This is a genomic window from Caulobacter henricii, assembly GCF_001414055.1.
Classification (GTDB): Bacteria; Pseudomonadota; Alphaproteobacteria; order Caulobacterales; family Caulobacteraceae; genus Caulobacter; species Caulobacter henricii.
The window spans coordinates 3,797,240-3,817,242 of sequence record NZ_CP013002.1; the positions used below are offsets into that span (position 1 = coordinate 3,797,240).

Below are 20,003 nucleotides of genomic sequence, written 5' to 3' on the forward strand. Positions count from 1 at the left end.
TCGACGGCAGCTTCAAGCCGTAGCGCGCAGGCGAGCCAGGATGTCGCGGACTTGTCCACGGGCATGGTCCAGGCCCTGGCTGGTGTCGATCACGAAATCGGCGCGAGCCCGCTTTTCGGCATCGGGAAGTTGGCGGGCCAGGATGGCCTCCAGCTTGGCCTCGTCCATGCCCGGCCGGGCCAGAACCCGGGCCCGCTGGACATCGGCCGGGGCCGAGACCACCACCACCTTGTGGACCCGTTTGTCACCGCCGGTCTCGTACAGCAGGGGGACATCCAGCACGACGATGTCCTTGCTGTCGGCCGCCGCCTTTTCGAAAAAGCCGATGCGGTCGGCACCGACCAACGGATGGACGATGGCTTCCAGCCTTTGCAGGGCTTCGGGGTTGCCCATCACGGCCGCGCTCAGCCGGGTCCGGTCGATGGCTCCATCGACCACCACGCCCGGAAAGGCCGCCTCGACCGGGGCCACCGCTGCGCCGCCGACCGCGTAGAGCGCATGCACAGCGCCGTCTGAATCATAGACCGGCACGCCCTCGGCCTCGAACATGGCCGAGGTGGTCGACTTGCCCATGCCGATGGAGCCGGTGAGGCCGACAATGATCATGGTTCAGGCCTCGCCCAGCAGGTTGAGCGCCAGGCCGCGCACATCGACTGACGCCGGCGGGGCCTGGCCATAAAAGGCTTCAAAGGAAGGGACAGCCTGGCGCAGCAGCATTTCCAGGCCATCCACCGTGCGACGGCCCAGGGCCTGGGCGCGCTGGAGAAATTCGGTACGCAGTGGCTTGTAGACCATGTCCATCACCACCGCCTCGGCAGGGGTCAAAGCCAGCGGCGCTGCCGGACCATCGCCGCCGCCCAGGCCTAGCGAGGTGGCGTTGATGATCAGGCCGGCATCGACCAGCAGGTCGGGCAGGGCGGACTCATCGGCGGCGACCACCCGGGTGCCGAACGCCGTGGCCAGCTCTTCGGCCCGGGCCAGGGTGCGGTTGACGATCCGAACCTGCGGCGCGCCCGCCAGCAGCAGGGCCGCGACGGCCCCTCGCGCCGCGCCGCCGGCTCCGAGGATCACGACCGGCGCAGCGCCGATATCGAAAACCGGCGCCTGAACAGAGATAGCCCCGAGCAGGCCGGGGCCGTCAGTATTGTCGGCCCGGATCGTTCCGTCGGCCGCAAAGATCAGCAGGTTGGCGGCCCCGGCCATGCGGGCCAGGTCGCTGGCGGTGTCCGCGACCGCCAGGGCGCGTTCCTTGAAGGGGATGGTGACGTTCAGGCCGCGAATGGCTCCGCCGCGCAGGCCGTCGACAAAGGCTTCAAAGCGATCCTCGGCAGGGGCGAAGGGCACATAGGCGGCGTCGAGGCCGGCCGCAGCGATCCAGGCATTGTGGATGACCGGGCTCATCGAGTGCCTGATCGGCGCGCCGCAGACGCCGGCGACCACCGCCGCGCCGGTGAGGGTGGCGCTCATGCCTCAAGGGCTCCGTGCAGACGCAGGAAATCCAGCAGTCCGACCAGGGGCAGGCCCAATATGGTGAAATAGTCGCCGTCTATGGCGTCGAACAGCTGCACGCCTTCGCTTTCCAGTTCGTAGCAGCCGACACAGTGCAGGATGTGCTCGCCGCGTCGGTCCAGATAGCCATCCAGCCAGGCGTCGCTGAACGGGCGCACGGAAAGCCTGGCGCTTTGCACCACCCGCCAGATCGGCTTGCCGTCGCGGGCCACGACCACTGCCGAATGCAGCTTATGGCTCTGACCGCGGAGCTCCAGCAGGAGAGCCCGGGCCTGGTCCAGGGTTTCCACCTTGTCGATCAGCCGTCCGGCGAAATCCAGGGTCTGGTCGGCGCCGATCACCAGCCCGGGCAGCTTGCCCGAGACCTTGACGGCCTTCAGCTCTGCGAGGGCATCGGCAACCTCGCGCGGCGCCGCGCCTTCAGCCAGCAGGCTGGCCTTGGTGCCCTCCTCATCGACGCCGGCGACAACCGACTCAAAGGTCAGACCGGCATTGCGCAGGATCGCCTGGCGGGCAGAACTCTTCGAGGCCAGGGTGACGGGCGTCAGGCTCATCCCAGAACCTCGACCTGGCCGCGACCGCCGGACAGCAGGTTGATGATCGCAGCGGCGGTCTCCTCGACCGATCGCCGGGTTACGTCGATGATCGGCCAGCCCATCTTCTCGAACAGGCGACGAGCGGCAATGATCTCGCTGCGCACAGCATCCGTGTCGATATAGTCGCTCTCGCGATTTTCTTTCAGCGACAGCAGCCGGTTGCGGCGGATCTGGATCAGCCGGTCGGGCGAGGTCATCAAGCCGACAATCAGGGTGTTCTTGAGCTCAAACAGTTCGGTGGGCGGCGGGCGCCCCGGCACCAGGGGCACATTGGCGGCCCGCACGCCGCGATGGGCCAGATAGATGCAGGTCGGGGTCTTGGAGGTGCGGGACACGCCGACGAGGATCACATCGGCCTGGGTCAGGTCCTGGCCACCCTGGCCGTCATCATGGGCAATGGCATAGTCCAGGGCCTCGATGCGGTCGAAATAGTCGTTGTTCAGGGCATGCTGCGCCCCGACCCGGGTGGAGATGCGTGCGCCGAGATAGCGCGACATGGCGCTGACCACGGGGTCGAGGGCGGCGATACAGGGCATTTCCAGGCGCCGGCAGCCTTCCTCGAGGGCCGTGCGCAGATTGGGATCGATGATGGTGTGCATGACCACACCGGGGGCCCCGGCGATCTCTTCAAGCGCCCGGTCGAGCTGACGGGTCGAACGCACCAGGGCATAGATGTGCTCGATCGGCAGAATGTCCGTGAAACGGGCACAGACGGCCCGGGCCATAGCGTTCAGGGTCTCGCCGGTCGAATCCGAGACGAGATGGATATGGAAATAGGTGGCAAAGCGCGGCGGCGGCCGGTCCTCGCTGGCATGATTGCCCGAACCTTCCTGTGGATCATCCGTTAACGGTTGCTTAACCACTTGGTCTGCCTCTGGGGACGCCCGGGCGCCAAAGCCGTCCCGAAGCGTGATGTCCTAGTGTCGCTGTGATCAACGGCCACATTGACCGCCTAACATCCCCAAGCCGAACCCGCATCCCTGGATATGTGATCACCTGGGTCCCACACTTCGGGATAAAGGGTTAATGCAAGCTTAAGGCGCGTTGGCTGTGTTAAGAATTTGTTAAGGAAGCTGGGGCCCTGGCCGATCATCCCCAGGATTAACCACACGCCGTCCCCCTGTGGGTGAAGACGGGTACAAGCCTGGACGAACGGGGGATTCCGAAGCTACGGCGGCGGTTTTCCCCAGTTCCCACTTGCCCTTCCGCCTCTTCCTCCAAACTTAAGATCTTATTAAGAAATGAAGATGGGCCTTCGGGGTTGAGCCCGAGGGCAGGACGGGTTTTAAGGCCTGCATGAACGCGCCGAACCTCACCGCCCAGACGCCCAAGCTGCTTTCCGTCCTCGCAGGACAGACCGTGGATCGACCGCCGGTCTGGTTCATGCGTCAGGCCGGTCGTTATTTGCCCGAGTACCGGGCCGTGCGCGCCACGACGCCGGATTTCATCAGCTTCTGCTTCGATCCTGAAAAGGCGGCTGAGGTGACGCTGCAGCCGATGCGGCGCTTTCCCTATGATGCGGCCATTGTCTTCGCGGACATCCTGCTGATTCCGGGCGCCCTGGGCCAGAAGGTCTGGTTCGAAGCCGGGGAAGGTCCTCGCCTGGGCGAATTGCCGTCGATCGAGTCCATGGCGGAACTGGCCGGTGAGGCCGGAGCCAGGCTGTCCAACATCGGCGAGACCCTTAGCCGGGTCAGGGCGGCGCTCGATCCTGAAAAGGCTCTGATCGGCTTTGCCGGTGCCCCCTGGACCGTCGCGACCTACATGATTGAAGGGGGTTCCAGCGACCGTGCCGCAGCCCGCACCTTCGCCTATCAGCAGCCGGAGACGCTCGACCGCCTGATCGACATCCTGGTCGAGGCGACCGTCGATTACCTCGTCATGCAGGTGAAGGCGGGGGCCCAGGCCCTGAAACTGTTCGAAAGCTGGGCCGAGGGCCTGTCGGAGCCGCAGTTCGAGCGTCTGGTCATCCGGCCGCACATGGCCATCGTTCAGGGTCTGCGCGATCGCGGCGTGACCGTGCCGGTGATCGGCTTTCCGCGCGGGGCCGGCGCTCTGGTCGAGACCTATGCCTCGGTGGTGCCGGTGCAGGGCGTGGCGCTCGACACCCAGGCCAGTGCGGCGATGGGTCAGAGGATCCAGGCCCTGAAGCCGATCCAGGGCGCGCTCGACCCTCTGCTACTGCGGGCGGGCGGCGATCAGCTTCTGCGCCGGGTGGACCAGATGATCGAGCAGTGGGGCCAGGGGCCCTACATCTTCAACCTCGGTCACGGCATCCTGCCGGACACCCCGATCGCCCATGTCGAGCAGGTTCTGGCCCGGGTGACCGGCAAATGAGCGCGCGCCGGAAGATTGCGGTCGTCCTGTTCAACCTCGGGGGGCCTGACGGTCCCGACGCCGTCCGGCCGTTCCTGTTCAACCTCTTTCGCGATCCGGCCATCATCGGGGCTCCGGCCTTTATCCGCTATCCGCTGGCGGCCCTGATCTCGACGACCCGGGAGAAGGCGGCAAAGGCCAACTATGCGATCATGGGCGGGGGCTCGCCCCTGCTGCCGGAAACCGAGAAACAGGCGGTGGCGCTGGCGGATGCCCTGGCCGAGGCGCTTCCGGACGCCGAGACCCGTTGCTTCATCGCCATGCGCTACTGGAAGCCCCTGACCGAGGATACCGCCAAGGCAGTCAAGGCCTGGGCCCCGGACGAGGTCGTCCTGCTGCCGCTCTATCCGCAGTTCTCGACCACCACGACCGGGTCTTCGGTCAAGGCCTGGAAGAAGGCCTATCGCGGGTCTGGGACCGTCCGGACCATCTGCTGCTATCCGACAGACGATGCCCTGATAGAGGCCCATGCCCGTCTGATCCGCGAGGCCTATGAAAAGGCCGGCAGCCCCAAGCCGGCGCGCCTGCTGTTTTCGGCCCATGGCTTGCCGGAAAAGGTCATCCTGGCCGGCGATCCCTACCAGCAACAGATCGAGGCCACGGCGGCGGCGGTGGCGGCGAAGCTGGGCGAGGGCTGGGACTGGAAGGTCAGCTATCAGAGCCGGGTGGGCCCGCTGAAATGGATTGGCCCCTCGACCGATGACGAGATCCTGTCTGCGAGTGAGCAGGGTCTCAGCCTGGTCGTGACACCCATCGCCTTCGTTTCGGAACATATCGAGACCCTGGTGGAGCTCGATCATGAGTATCGCGAACTGGCCGAAGAGGCCGGCTGTCCGACCTATGTCAGGGTTCCGGCCCTTGGGATCGAACCCGGCTTCATCGGCGGTCTCGCCCAGGCGGTGGTCGGGTCGCTGCCCCGCGAAGGGATCGCACCGGCCTGCGTCTGGCAGTGCGGCGGAGACCGGCGGCAATGTCCGCGGACCCTGGGAGCAGGCGCGTGATCGATTTCCTGGTTCAGAATTTCAATCTGGTTCGCGGGCTGCACATTCTGGCGGTCATTGCCTGGATGGCCGGCATGCTGATGTTGCCGCGCATCTTCGTCTACCACATGAGCGCCGAGCCGGGCTCGCGGATGGACGCGGTGTTCAAACAGGCCGAGCTGCGGATCCTGCGGATCATCATCAATCCGGCCATGATCCTGGCAACGGTGTTCGGCGGGCTGCTGATCCTGGCCGACAGTGCCATCCGCGGCTGGGGCTTCCTGCTGCAGCCCTGGATGCTGACCAAGATCGCGGCGCTGATCTTTCTGTTCGGCTGGCACGGTTTCATGGCCGGAGCGCGTCGCAAGTTCGCGAATGACCAGAACACCCGCTCGGAAAAGTTCTGGCGGATGACCAACGAACTGCCGTTCATCGCGGCGATCATCATCGTCCTGTCGGTGACGACCAAGTTTCTGAACCACTAGGAACCGCGCTGCGGCGCTTGACCCGTCAAGCGGCATGTGGTTCCCATCCAGCTGGCCCCGGCGCATTGCGTCGGGACTGACTCCTCTTTCGGACTGGCGCCCGTCCTGGCGCGCCCTCTGGAGCCTGGCTCCGAAAGTCCGTTCCCCAATCGATCCGCGTCGTCGTCATGGCGCGCTCGCCGTTTTTGCGATGGCGTGAAACTGAAATCCTTTCCGGCCGGATCGTGTCTCGCGGTCCGCGCCCCCGTTTGAGTCAAATCATGACCGAAGACACCGAACACGACGTTTCCCCTGAGGAAGCCGTTGTCGACACCACCACCCCCGCCCAGACGGCCGGCGCCGAGTCCGAAGAGGATGGCGGCGACGAAGGCTCCGAGATCAGTGCGGCTGTGGCGGCCCTGGGCCTGAAGACCATGTCTCTGCAGGAGCTGAAGGAGAAATCCCCGGCTGACCTGCTGGCCTTTGCCGAGACCTTCGAGGTCGAGAACGCCAATTCCATGCGCAAGCAGGACATGATGTTCGCGATCCTCAAGACCCTCGCCGAGGAAGGCGTGGAGATCTCGGGCTCGGGCACCATGGAAGTGCTGCAGGACGGCTTCGGCTTCCTGCGTTCTCCGGAAGCCAACTACCTTCCGGGTCCGGACGACATCTATGTCTCGCCCTCGCAGATCCGGAAGTATGGCCTGCGCACCGGCGACACGGTGGATGGCGCCATCCGCTCACCGCGTGAAGGCGAGCGCTACTTCGCCCTGACCGGCGTGGCCAAGATCAATTTCGAGGCCCCCGACAACGTCAAGCACAAGATCCACTTCGACAACCTGACGCCGCTCTATCCCGAAGAGCGCCTGAACATGGAACTGCCCGATCCGACCATCAAGGATCGCTCCGGCCGGATCATCGACATCGTCGCCCCGCTCGGCAAGGGCCAGCGCTGCCTGATCGTCGCCCCGCCGCGCGTGGGCAAGACCGTCATGCTGCAGAACATCGCCAAGTCGATCGAGACCAACCACCCCGAGTGCTACCTGATCGTCCTGCTGATCGACGAGCGTCCGGAAGAAGTCACCGACATGCAGCGCACCGTGAAGGGTGAGGTCATCGCCTCGACCTTCGACGAACCCGCGACCCGGCACGTGCAGGTGGCCGAGATGGTCATCGAGAAGGCCAAGCGCCTGGTCGAGCACAAGCGCGACGTCGTCATCCTGCTGGACTCGGTCACCCGTCTGGGCCGCGCCTACAACACCACCGTCCCGTCGTCAGGCAAGGTCCTGACCGGCGGTGTCGACGCCAATGCCCTGCAGCGTCCGAAGCGCTTCTTCGGTGCGGCGCGCAATGTGGAGGAAGGCGGTTCGCTCTCGATCATCGCCACGGCCCTGATCGATACCGGCAGCCGCATGGACGAAGTGATCTTCGAAGAGTTCAAGGGCACCGGTAACTCGGAAATCATCCTGGACCGCAAGGTCGCCGACAAGCGGATCTTCCCGGCCATCGACGTGCTGAAGTCCGGCACCCGCAAGGAAGAGCTGATCACCCCGCGCGACCAGCTGCAGAAGACCTATGTGCTGCGCCGGATCCTCAATCCTATGGGCGCGTCGGACGCCATCGAGTTCCTGCTCGAGAAGATGCGCCAGTCCAAGACCAACGGCGACTTCTTCCAGTCGATGAACACCTGAGTTCAGACGGCCTCACCGCCATACGGAAAAGCCCCGGGGATGACCCGGGGCTTTTTTGTGGTCTGACCGGGTATCTGGCCCTACGGCAGCAGCAGGGTAGCGCCGGTCGTACGTCGGCCTTCGAGGGCCTCATGGGCAGCCCGGGCCTCTGACAGGGGGAAGGTCTGGCCGATGTCGATCCTGACCGCGCCCGATGCGAGGACGGCGAACAGGGCCTGGGCGCTTTCGTCCAGTTCTTCGGTCGAGACGATGTAGTCGAACAATCGTGGGCGGGTGACGAACAGCGACCTGCTGGAAAGCTCCAGCGGTGAGAACGGCGGGACGGGTCCGGAGGCATTGCCGAAGGTCGCCAGGACGCCTCGTCGCGCGAGGCTTTTCAGGCTGGCCTCGAAGGTGTCCTTGCCGACGCCGTCATAAACCACGGCCACGCCTTTGCCGCCGGTGATCTCGGCGACGCGGGCGGCGACGTCCTCGTGGTCATAGAGGATCACGTGGTCGGCGCCGAGATCACGGGCGATGGCGGCCTTGGCCTCCGATCCCACCGTGGCAATAACGGTCGCGCCGAGGCTCTTGCACCACTGGACGAGGATCGAACCGACCCCCCCGGCGGCGGCGTGGACCAGAACGACATCGGCAGGTTTCACGTGGAAACATCGCCGGACCAGAAACTCGGCGGTCATGCCCTTGAGCAGCACGGCTGCGGCGACCTCGAGACTGACGCTGTCGGGAACCTTCACGGCCCGGTCTGCCGGAACCACGGCTGCCTCGGCATAGGCTCCGAGCGAGCCATTATAGGCGACGCGATCACCGGCCACGAAACGTGTGACGCCCTCGCCGAGGGCCTCGACGACGCCGGCCGCCTCCAGCCCGAGCACCGCCGGCATCTTCATCGGATAGAGGCCAGAGCGGTGATAGGTGTCGATATAGTTCAGGCCGACGGCGTGATGTCTGACGAGGATCTGGCCGGGCCCCGGGGCGGGGAGGGGCAGGTCTACGGCTTCGAGCACCTCGGGGCCGCCGGTGCGCACGGCTTGCATGGCCAGCATCGGATCAGCCCAGATTGGTCTTGAAGAAGGCCAGGCTGCGGCCATTGGCCATGGCGGCGTCTGCGGCGTCGTAGTGCGCGCCGCCTTCCCGGGCAAAGGCGTGGTCGCGGCCGACATAGGTATGGATCTCGATCTGCGGATGATCCTTCAGGGCGGTCAGGATCACAGCTTGCGCTTCCGGCGGCACGAACTGGTCCTTCTCGGCGATGTGCATCAGAAGGGGACGCGCCAGCTTGTCAGCCTCGCCCACGTGCTTTTCCAGACCCACGCCGTAATAGGACACGCAGGCGTCAGCGTCCGTGCGGGTGGCGGTCAGGAAGGCCAGAAGCCCGCCGAGGCAATAGCCCACGGCCCCGACCTTGCCGGATACGCCGGCCATGGCGCGAACAGCCGCAATCGTGGCGGCGATGTCGGCGACCCCGTTGTCAACGTCGAACGCATTGAACAGTTCAAAGGCGCGTTTCCACTCGGCCTCCGACTGGTCGGTGATGTCGATGCCAGGCTCGATCCGCCAGAAAAGGTCGGGGCAGATGGCCACGAAGCCCTGGGCCGCCAGGCTGTCGCAGATATCGCGCATGACCTTGTTGACCCCGAAGATCTCCTGGATCACGACGATAGCCGGCGCCGGGCTTGCCGCCGGATCTGCCTGGGGTCGCGCCACATAGGCCGTAAAGGCGCCGTCAGGCGTGGTGATGCTGAGGGTCTCGCTCATCGGGGCTCTCCGTCCTAAGGGGTCGATGTGACTTTCGACCAAAGCGCTCTAACGTGCCGCGTCGGGCCTGGCCCATAACAATATTGTGCCCTGACCTGAGGGAACCACCATGAAGATGACCATCGAGATCGACTGTACCCCCGTGGAAGCGCGCACCTTCCTCGGCCTGCCGGATGTCAGCCTGCTCAACGACCACATGGTCAAGGAGATGCAGACCCGGATGGACGCCAATATGGCCATGCTGGCTCCCGAGGAGCTGATGAAGAACTGGATGGCCTTCGGCACCGGCGCCCAGGACCAGTTCCGCAAGCTGATGACAGCCGCGGCCGGTGCGGCGGTGGGCAAGCGCGACTGATGACCGATACGATCTTCGCCCTGGCCACGGCGGCCGGGCGGGCGGCCGTGGCTGTGGTGCGAATCTCGGGCCCGGCCACTTTGCACGTGGTCTCGGCCCTGGCCGGCAAGGTACCGCCGGCGCGCCTTGCGGCCTTGCGGCGGCTGAAGCATCGGGGCATCGAGCTGGACGAGGCCCTGGTGCTGCGGTTCCAGGGGCCGGCGAGCTATACCGGTGAGGACGCGGCGGAGTTTCACGTGCACGGCGGTCGGGCTGTGGTCGATGCCCTGATGCTGGCCCTGGCGGATCTGGGCCTGAGGCTGGCGGAGCCCGGTGAGTTCACCCGGCGGGCCTTCGAGAACGGCAAGCTGGATCTCGCCCAGGCTGAAGGCGTGGCCGATCTGATCGACGCTGAGACCGAGGCCCAGCGTCGCCAGGCGCTCGGCCAGGTCGGGGGAGCTTTGACCCGGCGTTATGATCGCTGGCGGGATCTGCTGGTTGAATCCCTGGCCATGCTCGAGGCGGCGGTAGACTTCCCGGATGAGGATCTTCCCGAGGCCGTGGCCCAACGCGCGCGTCCTGGGCTGGTGGCCCTGGCCTCCGAGATCGATGCGGCCCTGGCCGATGTTTCCCGTGGTCACAGGGTGCGTGACGGCTATCGGATCGCCCTGGTCGGGGCACCCAATGCCGGCAAGAGCACGGTCCTGAACGGTCTGGTCGAACGTGAGGCGGCTATTGTTACCGCCATTGCCGGTACGACCCGTGACATTATCGAGGTTCCCCTGGAGCTTGGGGGCTACCGGGTGTTGCTGGCCGATACGGCCGGCCTGCGTGATACCGACGACGTGGTCGAAGCTGAGGGTGTCCGCCGGGCCCGGACCTGGTCGAGCGAAGCGGATCTGCGCCTCTGGATCGTCGATGGTTTTCACGTGGAACAACTCGACCTTGACGAAGGCCCCGTACTGTCTGCGGGGGACTGGGTGGTGATCAACAAGATGGATATCGCCGATCCGGCCGCTGCGTCGCTGGTGGCCAAGGGGCTGCGGAACCGGGGTCTGATGGTAACCACCGTCTCGGCCCGGGCTCCGGGTGAGCTCGACCGGCTCAAGGCGGCCCTGGTGGACCACGTGACGGAGGCCTTGTCGGGCTCTGAGTTTCCGGCCGCGACGCGCTTGCGGCATGCCGAACGTTTGCGGGAAGCCCGTGCGTTTCTGGCCAGGGCTCTGTCGTCGGAGGGCCTGGAAGTCGAGCTGGCGGCCGAAGATGTCCGACTGACCGCCCGCGCCCTGGGCCGGATCACCGGCACGATCGATGCCGAAGATGTGCTGGACCGGGTCTTCTCGAGCTTCTGCATCGGCAAGTAGGGTTTCACGTGGAACACTGACAGCTTGTCCACAGGCTGATCACAGTTGCGTCCCGGCTGTTTCACGTGAAACGTCGCGGACTCAGATCGACCTTTTTGCCCCAAGCGCGTATAGAGAAGTCCAGCGCCCCCGCCAGACCCGGGGGCGTTCGCATTGAGGCCTATTGCTTTGTCCAACTCCTGGGATGTCATCGTCATTGGCGGCGGTCATGCCGGCTGCGAAGCCGCCAGTGCGGCGGCGCGGACCGGTGTGCGAACGCTGCTGTTGACGCACAAACTTGAGACCATCGGCGAGATGTCCTGCAACCCGGCCATTGGCGGCCTGGGCAAGGGCCATCTGGTTCGCGAAATCGATGCCCTCGACGGCGTTATGGGCCGGATGGCTGACAAGGCCGGGATCCAGTTCCGGATGCTCAATCGCTCCAAGGGGCCTGCCGTGCGGGGGCCGCGCTCCCAGATCGACCGTCGGCTCTATCGTGAGGCAATGCAGGCCGAGCTGAATGCCACGTGTAACCTCGAGATCATTGCAGCGGCCGCCGAAGATCTCGTCGTCGAAGACGGCAAGGTCACCGGTGTGGTCGATGGGGCAGGGGTGACCTATCGGGCACCGCGGGTGGTCCTGACCACCGGCACCTTCCTGAAAGGGGTCATCCATCTGGGCGAGACCCGTACCCCGGCCGGTCGTGTCGGGGATGCGCCGTCAATCGGTCTGTCCGACCGCCTCTATGGCCTGAACTTCCACATGGGACGGCTCAAGACCGGCACGCCGGCCCGTCTCGACGGCACGACGATCGGCTGGGATCGCCTCGAGATGCAGGCGGCCGATGAAGAGCCGGTACCGTTTTCGTTTCTGACCGATCGGATCACCGTCCCGCAGATCCAGTGCGGCGTGACCTATACGACGGCCGAGACCCACCAGATCATCGCCGATCGCCTGGGCGAGTCCGCCGTCTATGGCGGTCGTGCCACGGGGATTGGGCCGCGCTATTGCCCCTCGATCGAGGACAAGGTGGTGCGCTTCGCCGACAAGGCCAGCCACCAGATCTTCCTGGAGCCGGAAGGCCTCGACGATCCGACCGTCTATCCCAACGGGATTTCGACCTCGGTTTCGGAAGAGACCCAGCTGATGTTCCTGCGGACCATCCCGGGTCTGGAGCAGGTCGAGGTCAAGCGCTTCGGCTATGCGATCGAATATGACTTTGTCGATCCCCGTGAACTGTTCCCGACCCTGGAGACCAAGCGCCTGCCCGGTCTCTATCTGGCCGGCCAGATCAATGGCACGACGGGTTATGAGGAGGCGGGGGCCCAGGGCCTGGTCGCCGGCCTCAATGCCGCCCTGGCGGTTCAGGGCCGTGAGCCTGCGATCTTCGCCCGCGATGAAGCCTATATCGGCGTGATGATCGACGACCTCGTCACCCGTGGCGTCACCGAGCCTTATCGGATGTTCACCAGCCGGGCCGAGTTCCGCCTGACCCTGAGGGCAGACAATGCCGATCAGCGTCTCACCGATCGCGGCATAGCCCTTGGCCTGGTCGGCCCGGTGCGTGCCGAGGCCTGGGGGGCCAAGAAGGCCCAACTGAAGGCCGCCCGGGCCTTTGCCCGGTCGGTTAGCCTGACCCCGCCCGAAGCCCAGAAGGCGGGCTTCAAGGTCAAGGAAGACGGTGAGCGCCGCAATATCTTTGCCCTGCTGGCCTATCCGGATGCGACCCTCGATCGGCTGGCTGAGGTCTGGCCCGAGGTTTCCACGTGGAACATGGCCGTCCGGGAGCAGATCGAGATTGAGGCCACCTATGCGGGCTATCTCGACCGCCAGCGCGCCGATGCCGAATCCTTCCGCAAGGAGGAAGATCTCCGCCTGCCCGCCGATCTCGACTATGGGGCCATTGGCAGCCTTTCGAACGAGGTCCGCGAGAAGCTGGTGAGGGTCAAGCCCCTGACCCTGGGCCAAGCCGCCCGGATTGAAGGCGTGACGCCGGGAGCCCTGACCGCGCTCCTCGCCCACGTGCGCCGTCATGCCGCCTGAGATCCTGACCCAGAGCCCGCCACCGGCCGAGCCGATGCTGGATGCAGCGGCCTATCAAGCCCTGACCGGGGTCTCGGACCGCCAATTGGCGGACCTGGCCCGCTATCAGGAGCTGCTGGCCACGTGGAACGCGGTGATGAACCTCGTCGGCCCGGCGACCCTGGCCACCTATTGGACAAGGCATGCCCTCGACAGCTCGCAGCTGCTCGATCTGGCTCCCGGCGCAAAGATCTGGGCAGACCTTGGTGCCGGGGCGGGTCTGCCCGGGGTCGTTCTGGCCATACTTCTGAAGGACACACCGGGTGCGACCGTCCATCTCGTCGAGAGCATGGCCAAGCGCTGCCGGTTCCTGTCCGAGGTGGTTACCGCCCTCGACCTGCCGGCCCAGGTGCACAATGCCCGGGCCGAAGACCTGAAGCTCAAGGTCGAGGTCGTGACAGCCCGGGCCTGCGCGCCGATGACCCGGCTGCTGGGGTTCTCGCAACCCTATCTGCAGCGGGGTGCCCTGGGCCTGTTCCTCAAGGGGCAGGATGTGGCCAGTGAGCTGACCGAGGCCGGGAAGGCCTGGACCTTCGATGCCGAACTGCGACCCAGCCAAAGCGACCCTCGGGGTCGGATCGTTCAAGTAAAGGGGCTTTCCCGTGTCCGCTAAGCCACTCCAGCCGCTCCGCGTTCTCGCCATCGCCAACCAGAAGGGTGGCGTCGGCAAGACCACGACGGCGATCAATCTGGGCACGGCCCTGGCTGCCTGTGGCGAACGAGTCCTGCTGATCGACGCCGATCCGCAGGGCAACTGTTCGACGGGCCTCGGCATCACCCGCCAGCAGCGTCGCACCACCCTCTATGACGTGCTGATGGGAGAGTCGCCGGTGGTCGATGCCGCCGTATCGACTAGCCTGCCGGGTCTCGACGTCGTGCCGGCTGATGCCGACCTGTCCGGTGTCGAACTGGAACTGGGTCAGACGGCCCGCCGGTCCTACCGGCTGCGCGACGCCCTTGAGCCCCTGCGGGCCGGCGGGCCCTATAGCTATGTGCTGATCGATTGTCCGCCGTCGCTGAACGTCCTGACCGTCAATGCCATGACCGCCGCCGATGCGGTGTTCGTGCCCCTGCAGTGCGAGTTCTTCGCTCTCGAAGGTTTGACCCAGTTGATCCGGACCATCGAGCGCGTCCGCGGCAGCCTCAATCCGCACCTCGAGATCCAGGGTGTGGTCCTGACCATGTACGACAAGCGCAATAGCCTGTCCGAACAGGTGGCCAAGGACGTCCGGGCCCATTTCGGCGACAAGGTCTATGACGCTGTCATTCCGCGCAATGTGCGGGTTTCGGAGGCGCCGTCCTTCGGCAAGCCCGTCCTGCTCTATGATCTGAAATGCGCCGGCAGCCAGGCCTATCTGAAACTGGCCCGGGAAGTGATCAGCCGCGAACGGGCCCGCCTGTCCCAGGCCGCCTAGAACCAGAACAACAGTCGTTTCGAGCTTGAAGATGGAGTCCGTCGTGGTGGGAGAGCCGGGTATGGCCGAAGGGCGTAGGGGTTTGGGTCGCGGTCTGTCCGCCCTGCTGGGCGAGGTCGAAGCCGCGCCGGCCCAGGCCCCGGGCGAACGGCTCGGCGGGGCCAATGAGGCTCCGATCGAACTGCTGCGGCGCAATCCTGACCAGCCTCGCCGGACCTTCCGGGAAGACGATCTGGTCGAGCTGTCCAACTCGATCCGCGAAAAGGGCATCTTGCAGCCCATCCTGGTGCGGCCGGCCCCAGGCGCGGACGGGGAATACCAGATCGTCGCCGGCGAACGCCGCTGGCGTGCGGCCCAGCGCGCCGGTCTGAAGACGGTGCCGATCCTGGTCCGCGATCTGGATGATCTGGCGGTCCTTGAGATCGGCATCATCGAGAACGTCCAGCGGTCTGACCTGAACATCCTGGAAGAGGCCCTGTCCTACCGGGTGCTGATGGACAAGTTCGACCGGACCCAGGACAACATCGCCCAGACTATCGGCAAGAGCCGCAGCCATGTCGCCAACACCCTGCGGCTTCTGGCCCTGCCCGATGAGGTCCAGGCGCATCTGGTCAGTGGCGAACTGTCGGCGGGCCATGCCCGCGCCATCGCCGCGGCCGAAGACCCGGCAGCCCTGGCCCGCGAGATCATCGAGCGCGGTCTTTCGGTTCGTGACACCGAGGCCCTGGCCCGCAAGTCGCCAGGCGGCGGGTCGTCCAAGAGCAAGGGTGGCCGTCCGGCCAAGGTCAAGGACACCGACACCCAGGCGCTCGAGCATGACCTGTCCTCAGTGCTGGGTCTGACCGTGGTCATCGATCACCGCGACGGTGCCGGTCAGCTGACCGTCAGCTACGCGACGCTCGAACAACTCGACGACCTTTGCAACCGTCTGACGCGCGGGGTCTGATCAGGCGCACACAATGGGTTTTCGAAAGGTGTGAAACCACAGGTTTTGACCCCGCTCTGTGGCGCACAGAAGGGCGTCCTTCCGTACTCGGGGAGGCGCCATTTTTGTCAGAGGACGCTGAAATTCGCGAAAATCGTCGCAAGACGCTGTTCCGCAAGGCTTTCCCGAAAGTCATCCACAGGTGAGCAAGGGCCCGTTTTCGGGCCGTTCTGGGCCTAGAGGCCCAGACGCCGGGCCCGGCCGGCGATCATCAGGGCGAGGCGTTCGGAAATCAGCTGGTCAGGCGATCCCGAGGTCTTGCAGGCCCGATCGGCATTGAGGATCTCGCCCTGGATCTCCAGCAGCAGGTCCAGGGTCCAGGCCCGGGCCTGGCGCAGAAATTCGCGTTCCTGTTTCCAGAACACGCCGGAGGCCTTGGCGGCCGCCGTCAGGTCAATGCCGTTCTTGTGCAGGGTGAGGGTCCGGCGCAAGCGACCCAGGTGATAGCCCATGGCCCGCACCGCTGCGGGTCCGCCTTCGCCTTCGGCGGCTGCGCGCCGCAGACCGGCCTGGGCCGCCCCGAGCCGACCCCCAAAGGCATCGATGGCCGCGTCACCCAGAGAGGCCTCCGGCTCGACGCCGAGAAACTCGGTCAGGTCGGCGGCGGTGGCGTTGACGCCGCTCCCGGGGCCGAGGAACAGGGCCAGGCGCTCGATCTCCATCCGGGCCACGCCGCGTTCCTTGGGCAGGCGTGAAACAAAAAGATCGAGGGCCTCGCCGTTCAGGCTGACCTTGTCGCGGGCCAGGGTTTCCCGCGCCATGCGGGCCATGTCGCCGGCCTCGTCCTCGTAGCAGGGAATGACCGCGCAGCCGCCGGCCTTCTCGCCGACCTTGCGCAGGGTCGAGTCGCGACCCAGAGCGCCGGCCTCGACGATGAACAGGGCTTCGGGATTGAGCTGGCCGTCGACATGGCGGGTCAGGGCCTCGGCCGTCGCCTTGTCCGGTCCGGCCTTGTCTCCGGTCAGTCGCAGGCGCACAAGCCGCCGTCCCCCCATCATCGACAGGGCCGAAAGCTCTTCCTCCAGCTTGCCCGGATGGGATTCGACATCGCTCTCGGTCAGCTGGGCGGTATCGAACGGATCGTCGGGCCGGGCAAAGAGCCGCTTGGCCAGCTGATCGGCCCGGTCGCGCACCACGCCGCGATCCTTGCCATAGATGACGACGGCCCGGATATCCGGGGCCGGATCCTTCAGGAAGCGTTCGACATCCGGCCGCTTGGACAGGATCATGGTGCGGGCGTCAGGACTTGATCTTGCGACCGCCCGCCATCCAGGCGGCGAGATCCAGCTGGATATTGCGCGCCACCTCGACCGCAGCCCGTTCCTGACCGTCATTCTGGGCCACGATGGCCGAATAGGGCTGGTCGGCCGAGTCATAGGTCACAGCGGCCTCGCTGCGGCCCTTGCGGACCTCTACGCCGGTCTTGGCGTCGAGCAGGCGCCAGTTGACCACCATCCGCAGTTCATAGCGGTTGGCGACATTGTCGACCCGGACGCCCCGGGCATAGCGCTGCTCGTTGATGGCCAGCGTCAGCCGGTAGGCCGACGGCGAACCACTGCTGCGCACAAAGGCGTCATCCAGTTGCTCGCGCAGCAGGAAGCCCGCGCGGCCATCAGGCGCGACGGTTTCGATGGCCGCCAGTCCCGGCGTGACGCCCGGCGTCGCATAGAGCGGCGTGAACCCGCAGGCCGAAAGGCCGAGAGCCGAAGCGGCGAGGGCGCCCACCAGGAAAATGCGTGTCATGGGTCAGTTGGCCACGATGTTGACGATACGGTCCTTGACCACGATCACCTTGCGGACCGTGACCCCCTCAAGGTGGGCCAGAACGGCGGGATCGGCCAGCGCGATCTTTTCGACCTCGGCTTCGGCGAGGCCGGCCTTGACCTTGATCTCGCCACGGCGCTTGCCGTTGATCTGGATCGGCAGGGTGCGCTCGTCATCGGCGGCCAGGGCGGCGTCGGCTATGGGCCAGGGCGCATCGACCACCAGGCCCTCGGCTCCGAGGCTGGCCCAGGCTTCTTCCGCCAGGTGCGGGGTAAAGGGGGCCACCAGGCGCGCCAGGATGTGCAGGGCTTCCTTGCGGGCGGCCAGCACAGCGGGCGTCGCACCTTCGGCCGGCGCGGCCTTCAGGGCGTTTAGGAACTCGTACAGACGGGCCACGCCGCTGTTGAAGCGGAAACCCTCGATGCTGTCGGTGACGAAGCCGATCAGCTTGTGGGCCGACTTGCGCAGGGCCAGGGCCATCTCGTCGGCCGGATCATGGGCAAAGTCGCCAGCCGGCTGGCTGTCGAACTCGTTCCACAACCGGTGGGTAAAGCGCCAGGACCCCTCGACGCCGCTATTGGTCCATTGCACATCGCGTTCGGGCGGGCTGTCGCTCATCACGAACAGACGGGCGGCATCCACGCCATAGGCGTCGAAGATGTCCTCGGGGGCGACGACGTTCTTCTTGGACTTCGACATCTTCTCGATGTCGCCGATCGTGATCGGCTCGCCGGTCGTAGCGTGCTTGGCGGTGCGGATGTTGTTTTCCGCCGTTACCACAACGTCGGAGGGTTCGACCCACTCGCCGGCGGTGTTCTTGTAGGCCTCGTGGGTGACCATGCCCTGGGTGAACAGGCCCGCGAAGGGTTCTTCCACCGATACCAGGCCCTCGTCCTTCAGGGCGCGGGTAATGAAGCGGGCATAGAGCAGGTGCAGGATCGCGTGCTCGACCCCGCCGATATACTGGTCGACCGGCATCCAGTGATCGGCCGCCGCCTTGTCGATGCACTCGGCCGCCTCCGGATTGGCGAAGCGGGCGAAGTACCAGCTGCTGTCCATGAAGGTGTCCAGCGTGTCGGTCTCGCGCTGGGCCGCACCGCCGCAGGACGGACAGGTCGTGTGCTTCCAGGTCGGGTGGCGCACCAGCGGATTGCCCGGCTTGTCGGCCTCGAAGATGACGTCGTCCGGCAGCACCACCGGCAGCTGGTCTTCCGGCACCGGCACGGGGCCACAGGCCTCGCAATGGATGATCGGGATCGGGCAGCCCCAATAGCGCTGGCGGCTGACGCCCCAGTCGCGCAGGCGATAGACCGTCGCGCCCTGGCCCTGGTCCTGGGCCTCGATGCGGGCGATCGCCTCGGACTTGGCAGACTCGATATCCAGGCCGTCCAGGAACGACGACTTGTAGATCGAGCCGGGACCGACATAGGCCTCCTTGCCGATCTCGAAGGACGCCGGGTCCTCGCCGGGCGGCAGAACCACCGGCAGCACCGGCAGGTCGTACTTGCGGGCGAAGTCCAGGTCGCGCTGGTCATGGGCCGGGCAGGCGAAGATCGCCCCGGTGCCGTAGTCCATCAGGATGAAGTTGGCGATCCAGACCGGCAGGGTGATGGTCGGATCCAGCGGATGGACCACACGCAGGCCGGTGTCGCGACCCAGCTTTTCGGCCCCCTCGATATCGGCTTCCGAGGTGCCGCCCTTGCGGCATTCGGCGATAAAGGCCTGCAGCTCGGGATTGCCGGCCGCCAGCTGGTCGGCCAGCGGATGCTCGGGCGCGATCCCGACGAAGCTGGCCCCGAACAGGGTATCGGGACGGGTGGTATAGACCTCCAGCCCGGCGTCATGGCCGGCCGGTGCAGCGCCATCGAACTTGAAGGTGAAGCGCAGGCCCTTGGACCGGGCGATCCAGTTCTCCTGCATGATGCGGACTTTTTCAGGCCAGCGATCCAGGGTCTTCAGGCCCTCGATCAGGGCGTCTGCATAGTCGGTGATGCGCAGGAACCACTGGGTCAGCTTGCGCTTCTCGACCGGCGCGCCCGAGCGCCAGCCCTTGCCGTCGATGACCTGCTCATTGGCCAGGACGGTCATGTCGACCGGGTCCCAGTTGACCGAGGCTTCCTTGCGATAGACCAGGCCGCGCTGCAGCAACTTCAGGAACCAGGCCTGCTGCTTGCCGTAATATTCCGGATCACAGGTGGCGAACTCGCGCGACCAGTCGATCGACAGGCCCAGGGCCTTCAGCTGCTCGCGCATGGCGGCGATATTGTCGTAGGTCCAGCCCTTGGGGTGGACGCCGCGCTCCATGGCGGCGTTTTCGGCCGGCATGCCGAAGGCGTCCCAGCCCATCGGGTGAAGAACGCTGAAGCCCTGGGCACGCTTGTAGCGGGCCACGACGTCGCCCATGGCATAGTTGCGCACATGGCCCATATGGATGCGCCCCGACGGATAGGGGAACATCTCGAGCACATAGTATTTCGGCCGCGCGTCCGAAATGTCCGCCGTCCGGAAAACGTCGGCTTTCGCCCAGGCGTCACGCCATTTGGGCTCGGTGTCTTTGGGATTGTAGCGGGCCATGCAAACCGGGTGTCTAGATATGCCAATAGCGCCCCAGGCAGGCGCGTCCGCAGACATATAAGCGGTTTCGCGGCCGGAGCGCGCTCGAAAGTAGGGGAATCCGGGTCTTCGTCGCCGCGCGGCGAAGACCCG

19 protein-coding genes are annotated in these 20,003 nt (G+C 65.8%); 10 read left to right on the top strand and 9 right to left on the bottom strand.

Features of this window, described 5'->3' with window-relative positions; genetic code table 11:
* Positions 1-12: 12 nt before the first annotated feature.
* Genes coaE through AQ619_RS17780 form a run of 4 tightly spaced genes read right to left on the bottom strand, consistent with a single transcriptional unit; the run spans position 13 to position 2,968 of the window.
* Positions 13-606: a dephospho-CoA kinase gene (gene coaE / locus AQ619_RS17765; RefSeq protein WP_062150860.1), complete on the bottom strand. Its 594-nt coding sequence runs from the start codon at positions 604-606 to the stop codon at positions 13-15.
* 3 nt (positions 607-609) lie between these two features.
* A complete protein-coding gene (gene aroE / locus AQ619_RS17770; RefSeq protein WP_062150863.1) occupies positions 610-1,467 on the bottom strand; it encodes a shikimate dehydrogenase in 858 nt (285 codons plus the stop codon).
* Entirely contained in the window at positions 1,464-2,063 is a 600-nt protein-coding gene (locus AQ619_RS17775; RefSeq protein ID WP_062150866.1) for a Maf family protein, read from the bottom strand. Before AQ619_RS17775 ends, aroE begins: the two co-directional genes overlap by 4 nt.
* Entirely contained in the window at positions 2,060-2,968 is a 909-nt protein-coding gene (locus AQ619_RS17780) for a pyruvate, water dikinase regulatory protein (protein WP_062150870.1), read from the bottom strand. The genes AQ619_RS17775 and AQ619_RS17780 overlap by 4 nt, the downstream gene beginning before the upstream one ends.
* 433 nt (positions 2,969-3,401) lie before the next feature.
* Here AQ619_RS17780 and hemE point away from each other — a divergent pair, with 433 nt between their 5' ends.
* The 4 genes from hemE (at position 3,402) to rho (ending at position 7,616) form a co-directional block, all read left to right on the top strand.
* Positions 3,402-4,442 (top strand): uroporphyrinogen decarboxylase, encoded by a 1,041-nt coding sequence (gene hemE / locus AQ619_RS17785; RefSeq protein WP_062150873.1) that lies wholly within the window; start codon positions 3,402-3,404, stop codon positions 4,440-4,442.
* Positions 4,439-5,482: a ferrochelatase gene (hemH, locus tag AQ619_RS17790; protein WP_062150876.1), complete on the top strand. Its 1,044-nt coding sequence runs from the start codon at positions 4,439-4,441 to the stop codon at positions 5,480-5,482. The genes hemE and hemH overlap by 4 nt, the downstream gene beginning before the upstream one ends.
* The gene (locus AQ619_RS17795; protein ID WP_084746151.1) at positions 5,479-5,946 is read left to right on the top strand and encodes a CopD family protein; all 468 of its coding nucleotides are present in this window, start codon (positions 5,479-5,481) and stop codon (positions 5,944-5,946) included. The genes hemH and AQ619_RS17795 overlap by 4 nt, the downstream gene beginning before the upstream one ends.
* A gap of 260 nt (positions 5,947-6,206) precedes the next feature.
* Entirely contained in the window at positions 6,207-7,616 is a 1,410-nt protein-coding gene (rho, locus tag AQ619_RS17800) for a transcription termination factor Rho (protein WP_062151843.1), read from the top strand.
* 80 nt (positions 7,617-7,696) lie between these two features.
* Here rho and AQ619_RS17805 read toward each other — a convergent pair whose 3' ends face one another.
* Positions 7,697-8,662 carry a quinone oxidoreductase family protein gene (locus AQ619_RS17805; protein ID WP_062150882.1) on the bottom strand — a complete coding sequence of 322 codons (966 nt, stop codon included), beginning with the start codon at positions 8,660-8,662 and terminating at the stop codon, positions 7,697-7,699.
* 4 nt (positions 8,663-8,666) lie between these two features.
* Positions 8,667-9,374 carry a dienelactone hydrolase family protein gene (locus AQ619_RS17810; RefSeq protein WP_062150885.1) on the bottom strand — a complete coding sequence of 236 codons (708 nt, stop codon included), beginning with the start codon at positions 9,372-9,374 and terminating at the stop codon, positions 8,667-8,669.
* Between the two features lie 109 nt (positions 9,375-9,483).
* On the opposite strand from AQ619_RS17810, the gene AQ619_RS17815 reads away from it, so the two are divergent.
* The 6 genes from AQ619_RS17815 (at position 9,484) to AQ619_RS17840 (ending at position 15,494) form a co-directional block, all read left to right on the top strand.
* Positions 9,484-9,729: a DUF6489 family protein gene (locus AQ619_RS17815; protein WP_062150888.1), complete on the top strand. Its 246-nt coding sequence runs from the start codon at positions 9,484-9,486 to the stop codon at positions 9,727-9,729.
* Positions 9,729-11,072: a tRNA uridine-5-carboxymethylaminomethyl(34) synthesis GTPase MnmE gene (mnmE, locus tag AQ619_RS17820; RefSeq protein ID WP_062150891.1), complete on the top strand. Its 1,344-nt coding sequence runs from the start codon at positions 9,729-9,731 to the stop codon at positions 11,070-11,072. The genes AQ619_RS17815 and mnmE overlap by 1 nt, the downstream gene beginning before the upstream one ends.
* Before the next feature lie 168 nt (positions 11,073-11,240).
* A complete protein-coding gene (gene mnmG / locus AQ619_RS17825; RefSeq protein WP_084746154.1) occupies positions 11,241-13,094 on the top strand; it encodes a tRNA uridine-5-carboxymethylaminomethyl(34) synthesis enzyme MnmG in 1,854 nt (617 codons plus the stop codon).
* The gene (gene rsmG, locus AQ619_RS17830; protein ID WP_166504299.1) at positions 13,084-13,746 is read left to right on the top strand and encodes a 16S rRNA (guanine(527)-N(7))-methyltransferase RsmG; all 663 of its coding nucleotides are present in this window, start codon (positions 13,084-13,086) and stop codon (positions 13,744-13,746) included. Before mnmG ends, rsmG begins: the two co-directional genes overlap by 11 nt.
* A complete protein-coding gene (locus AQ619_RS17835; RefSeq protein ID WP_062150899.1) occupies positions 13,736-14,548 on the top strand; it encodes a ParA family protein in 813 nt (270 codons plus the stop codon). Before rsmG ends, AQ619_RS17835 begins: the two co-directional genes overlap by 11 nt.
* A 31-nt stretch (positions 14,549-14,579) precedes the next feature.
* Positions 14,580-15,494 (top strand): ParB/RepB/Spo0J family partition protein, encoded by a 915-nt coding sequence (locus AQ619_RS17840; protein ID WP_062150902.1) that lies wholly within the window; start codon positions 14,580-14,582, stop codon positions 15,492-15,494.
* Positions 15,495-15,709: 215 nt separating this feature from the next.
* Here the strand turns inward: AQ619_RS17840 and holA are convergent, their stop codons facing one another.
* The 3 genes from holA to leuS are packed head-to-tail and all read right to left on the bottom strand — an operon-like array spanning position 15,710 to position 19,871.
* Positions 15,710-16,762 carry a DNA polymerase III subunit delta gene (holA, locus tag AQ619_RS17845; protein ID WP_062150905.1) on the bottom strand — a complete coding sequence of 351 codons (1,053 nt, stop codon included), beginning with the start codon at positions 16,760-16,762 and terminating at the stop codon, positions 15,710-15,712.
* A gap of 10 nt (positions 16,763-16,772) precedes the next feature.
* A complete protein-coding gene (gene lptE, locus AQ619_RS17850) occupies positions 16,773-17,276 on the bottom strand; it encodes an LPS assembly lipoprotein LptE (protein WP_062150908.1) in 504 nt (167 codons plus the stop codon).
* A gap of 3 nt (positions 17,277-17,279) precedes the next feature.
* A complete protein-coding gene (gene leuS / locus AQ619_RS17855) occupies positions 17,280-19,871 on the bottom strand; it encodes a leucine--tRNA ligase (RefSeq protein ID WP_062150912.1) in 2,592 nt (863 codons plus the stop codon).
* Positions 19,872-20,003 lie beyond the last annotated feature (132 nt).

Coding starts and splice junctions, on each gene's coding strand:
- coaE (WP_062150860.1), bottom strand. CDS start 606: ATGATCATTGTCGGCCTCACCGGCTCCATCGGCATGGGCAAGTCGACC.
- aroE (WP_062150863.1), bottom strand. CDS start 1,467: ATGAGCGCCACCCTCACCGGCGCGGCGGTGGTCGCCGGCGTCTGCGGC.
- AQ619_RS17775 (WP_062150866.1), bottom strand. CDS start 2,063: ATGAGCCTGACGCCCGTCACCCTGGCCTCGAAGAGTTCTGCCCGCCAG.
- hemE (WP_062150873.1), top strand. CDS start 3,402: ATGAACGCGCCGAACCTCACCGCCCAGACGCCCAAGCTGCTTTCCGTC.
- hemH (WP_062150876.1), top strand. CDS start 4,439: ATGAGCGCGCGCCGGAAGATTGCGGTCGTCCTGTTCAACCTCGGGGGG.
- rho (WP_062151843.1), top strand. CDS start 6,207: ATGACCGAAGACACCGAACACGACGTTTCCCCTGAGGAAGCCGTTGTC.
- AQ619_RS17805 (WP_062150882.1), bottom strand. CDS start 8,662: ATGCTGGCCATGCAAGCCGTGCGCACCGGCGGCCCCGAGGTGCTCGAA.
- AQ619_RS17810 (WP_062150885.1), bottom strand. CDS start 9,374: ATGAGCGAGACCCTCAGCATCACCACGCCTGACGGCGCCTTTACGGCC.
- AQ619_RS17815 (WP_062150888.1), top strand. CDS start 9,484: ATGAAGATGACCATCGAGATCGACTGTACCCCCGTGGAAGCGCGCACC.
- mnmE (WP_062150891.1), top strand. CDS start 9,729: ATGACCGATACGATCTTCGCCCTGGCCACGGCGGCCGGGCGGGCGGCC.
- rsmG (WP_166504299.1), top strand. CDS start 13,084: ATGCCGCCTGAGATCCTGACCCAGAGCCCGCCACCGGCCGAGCCGATG.
- AQ619_RS17840 (WP_062150902.1), top strand. CDS start 14,580: ATGGAGTCCGTCGTGGTGGGAGAGCCGGGTATGGCCGAAGGGCGTAGG.
- holA (WP_062150905.1), bottom strand. CDS start 16,762: ATGATCCTGTCCAAGCGGCCGGATGTCGAACGCTTCCTGAAGGATCCG.
- lptE (WP_062150908.1), bottom strand. CDS start 17,276: ATGACACGCATTTTCCTGGTGGGCGCCCTCGCCGCTTCGGCTCTCGGC.
- leuS (WP_062150912.1), bottom strand. CDS start 19,871: ATGGCCCGCTACAATCCCAAAGACACCGAGCCCAAATGGCGTGACGCC.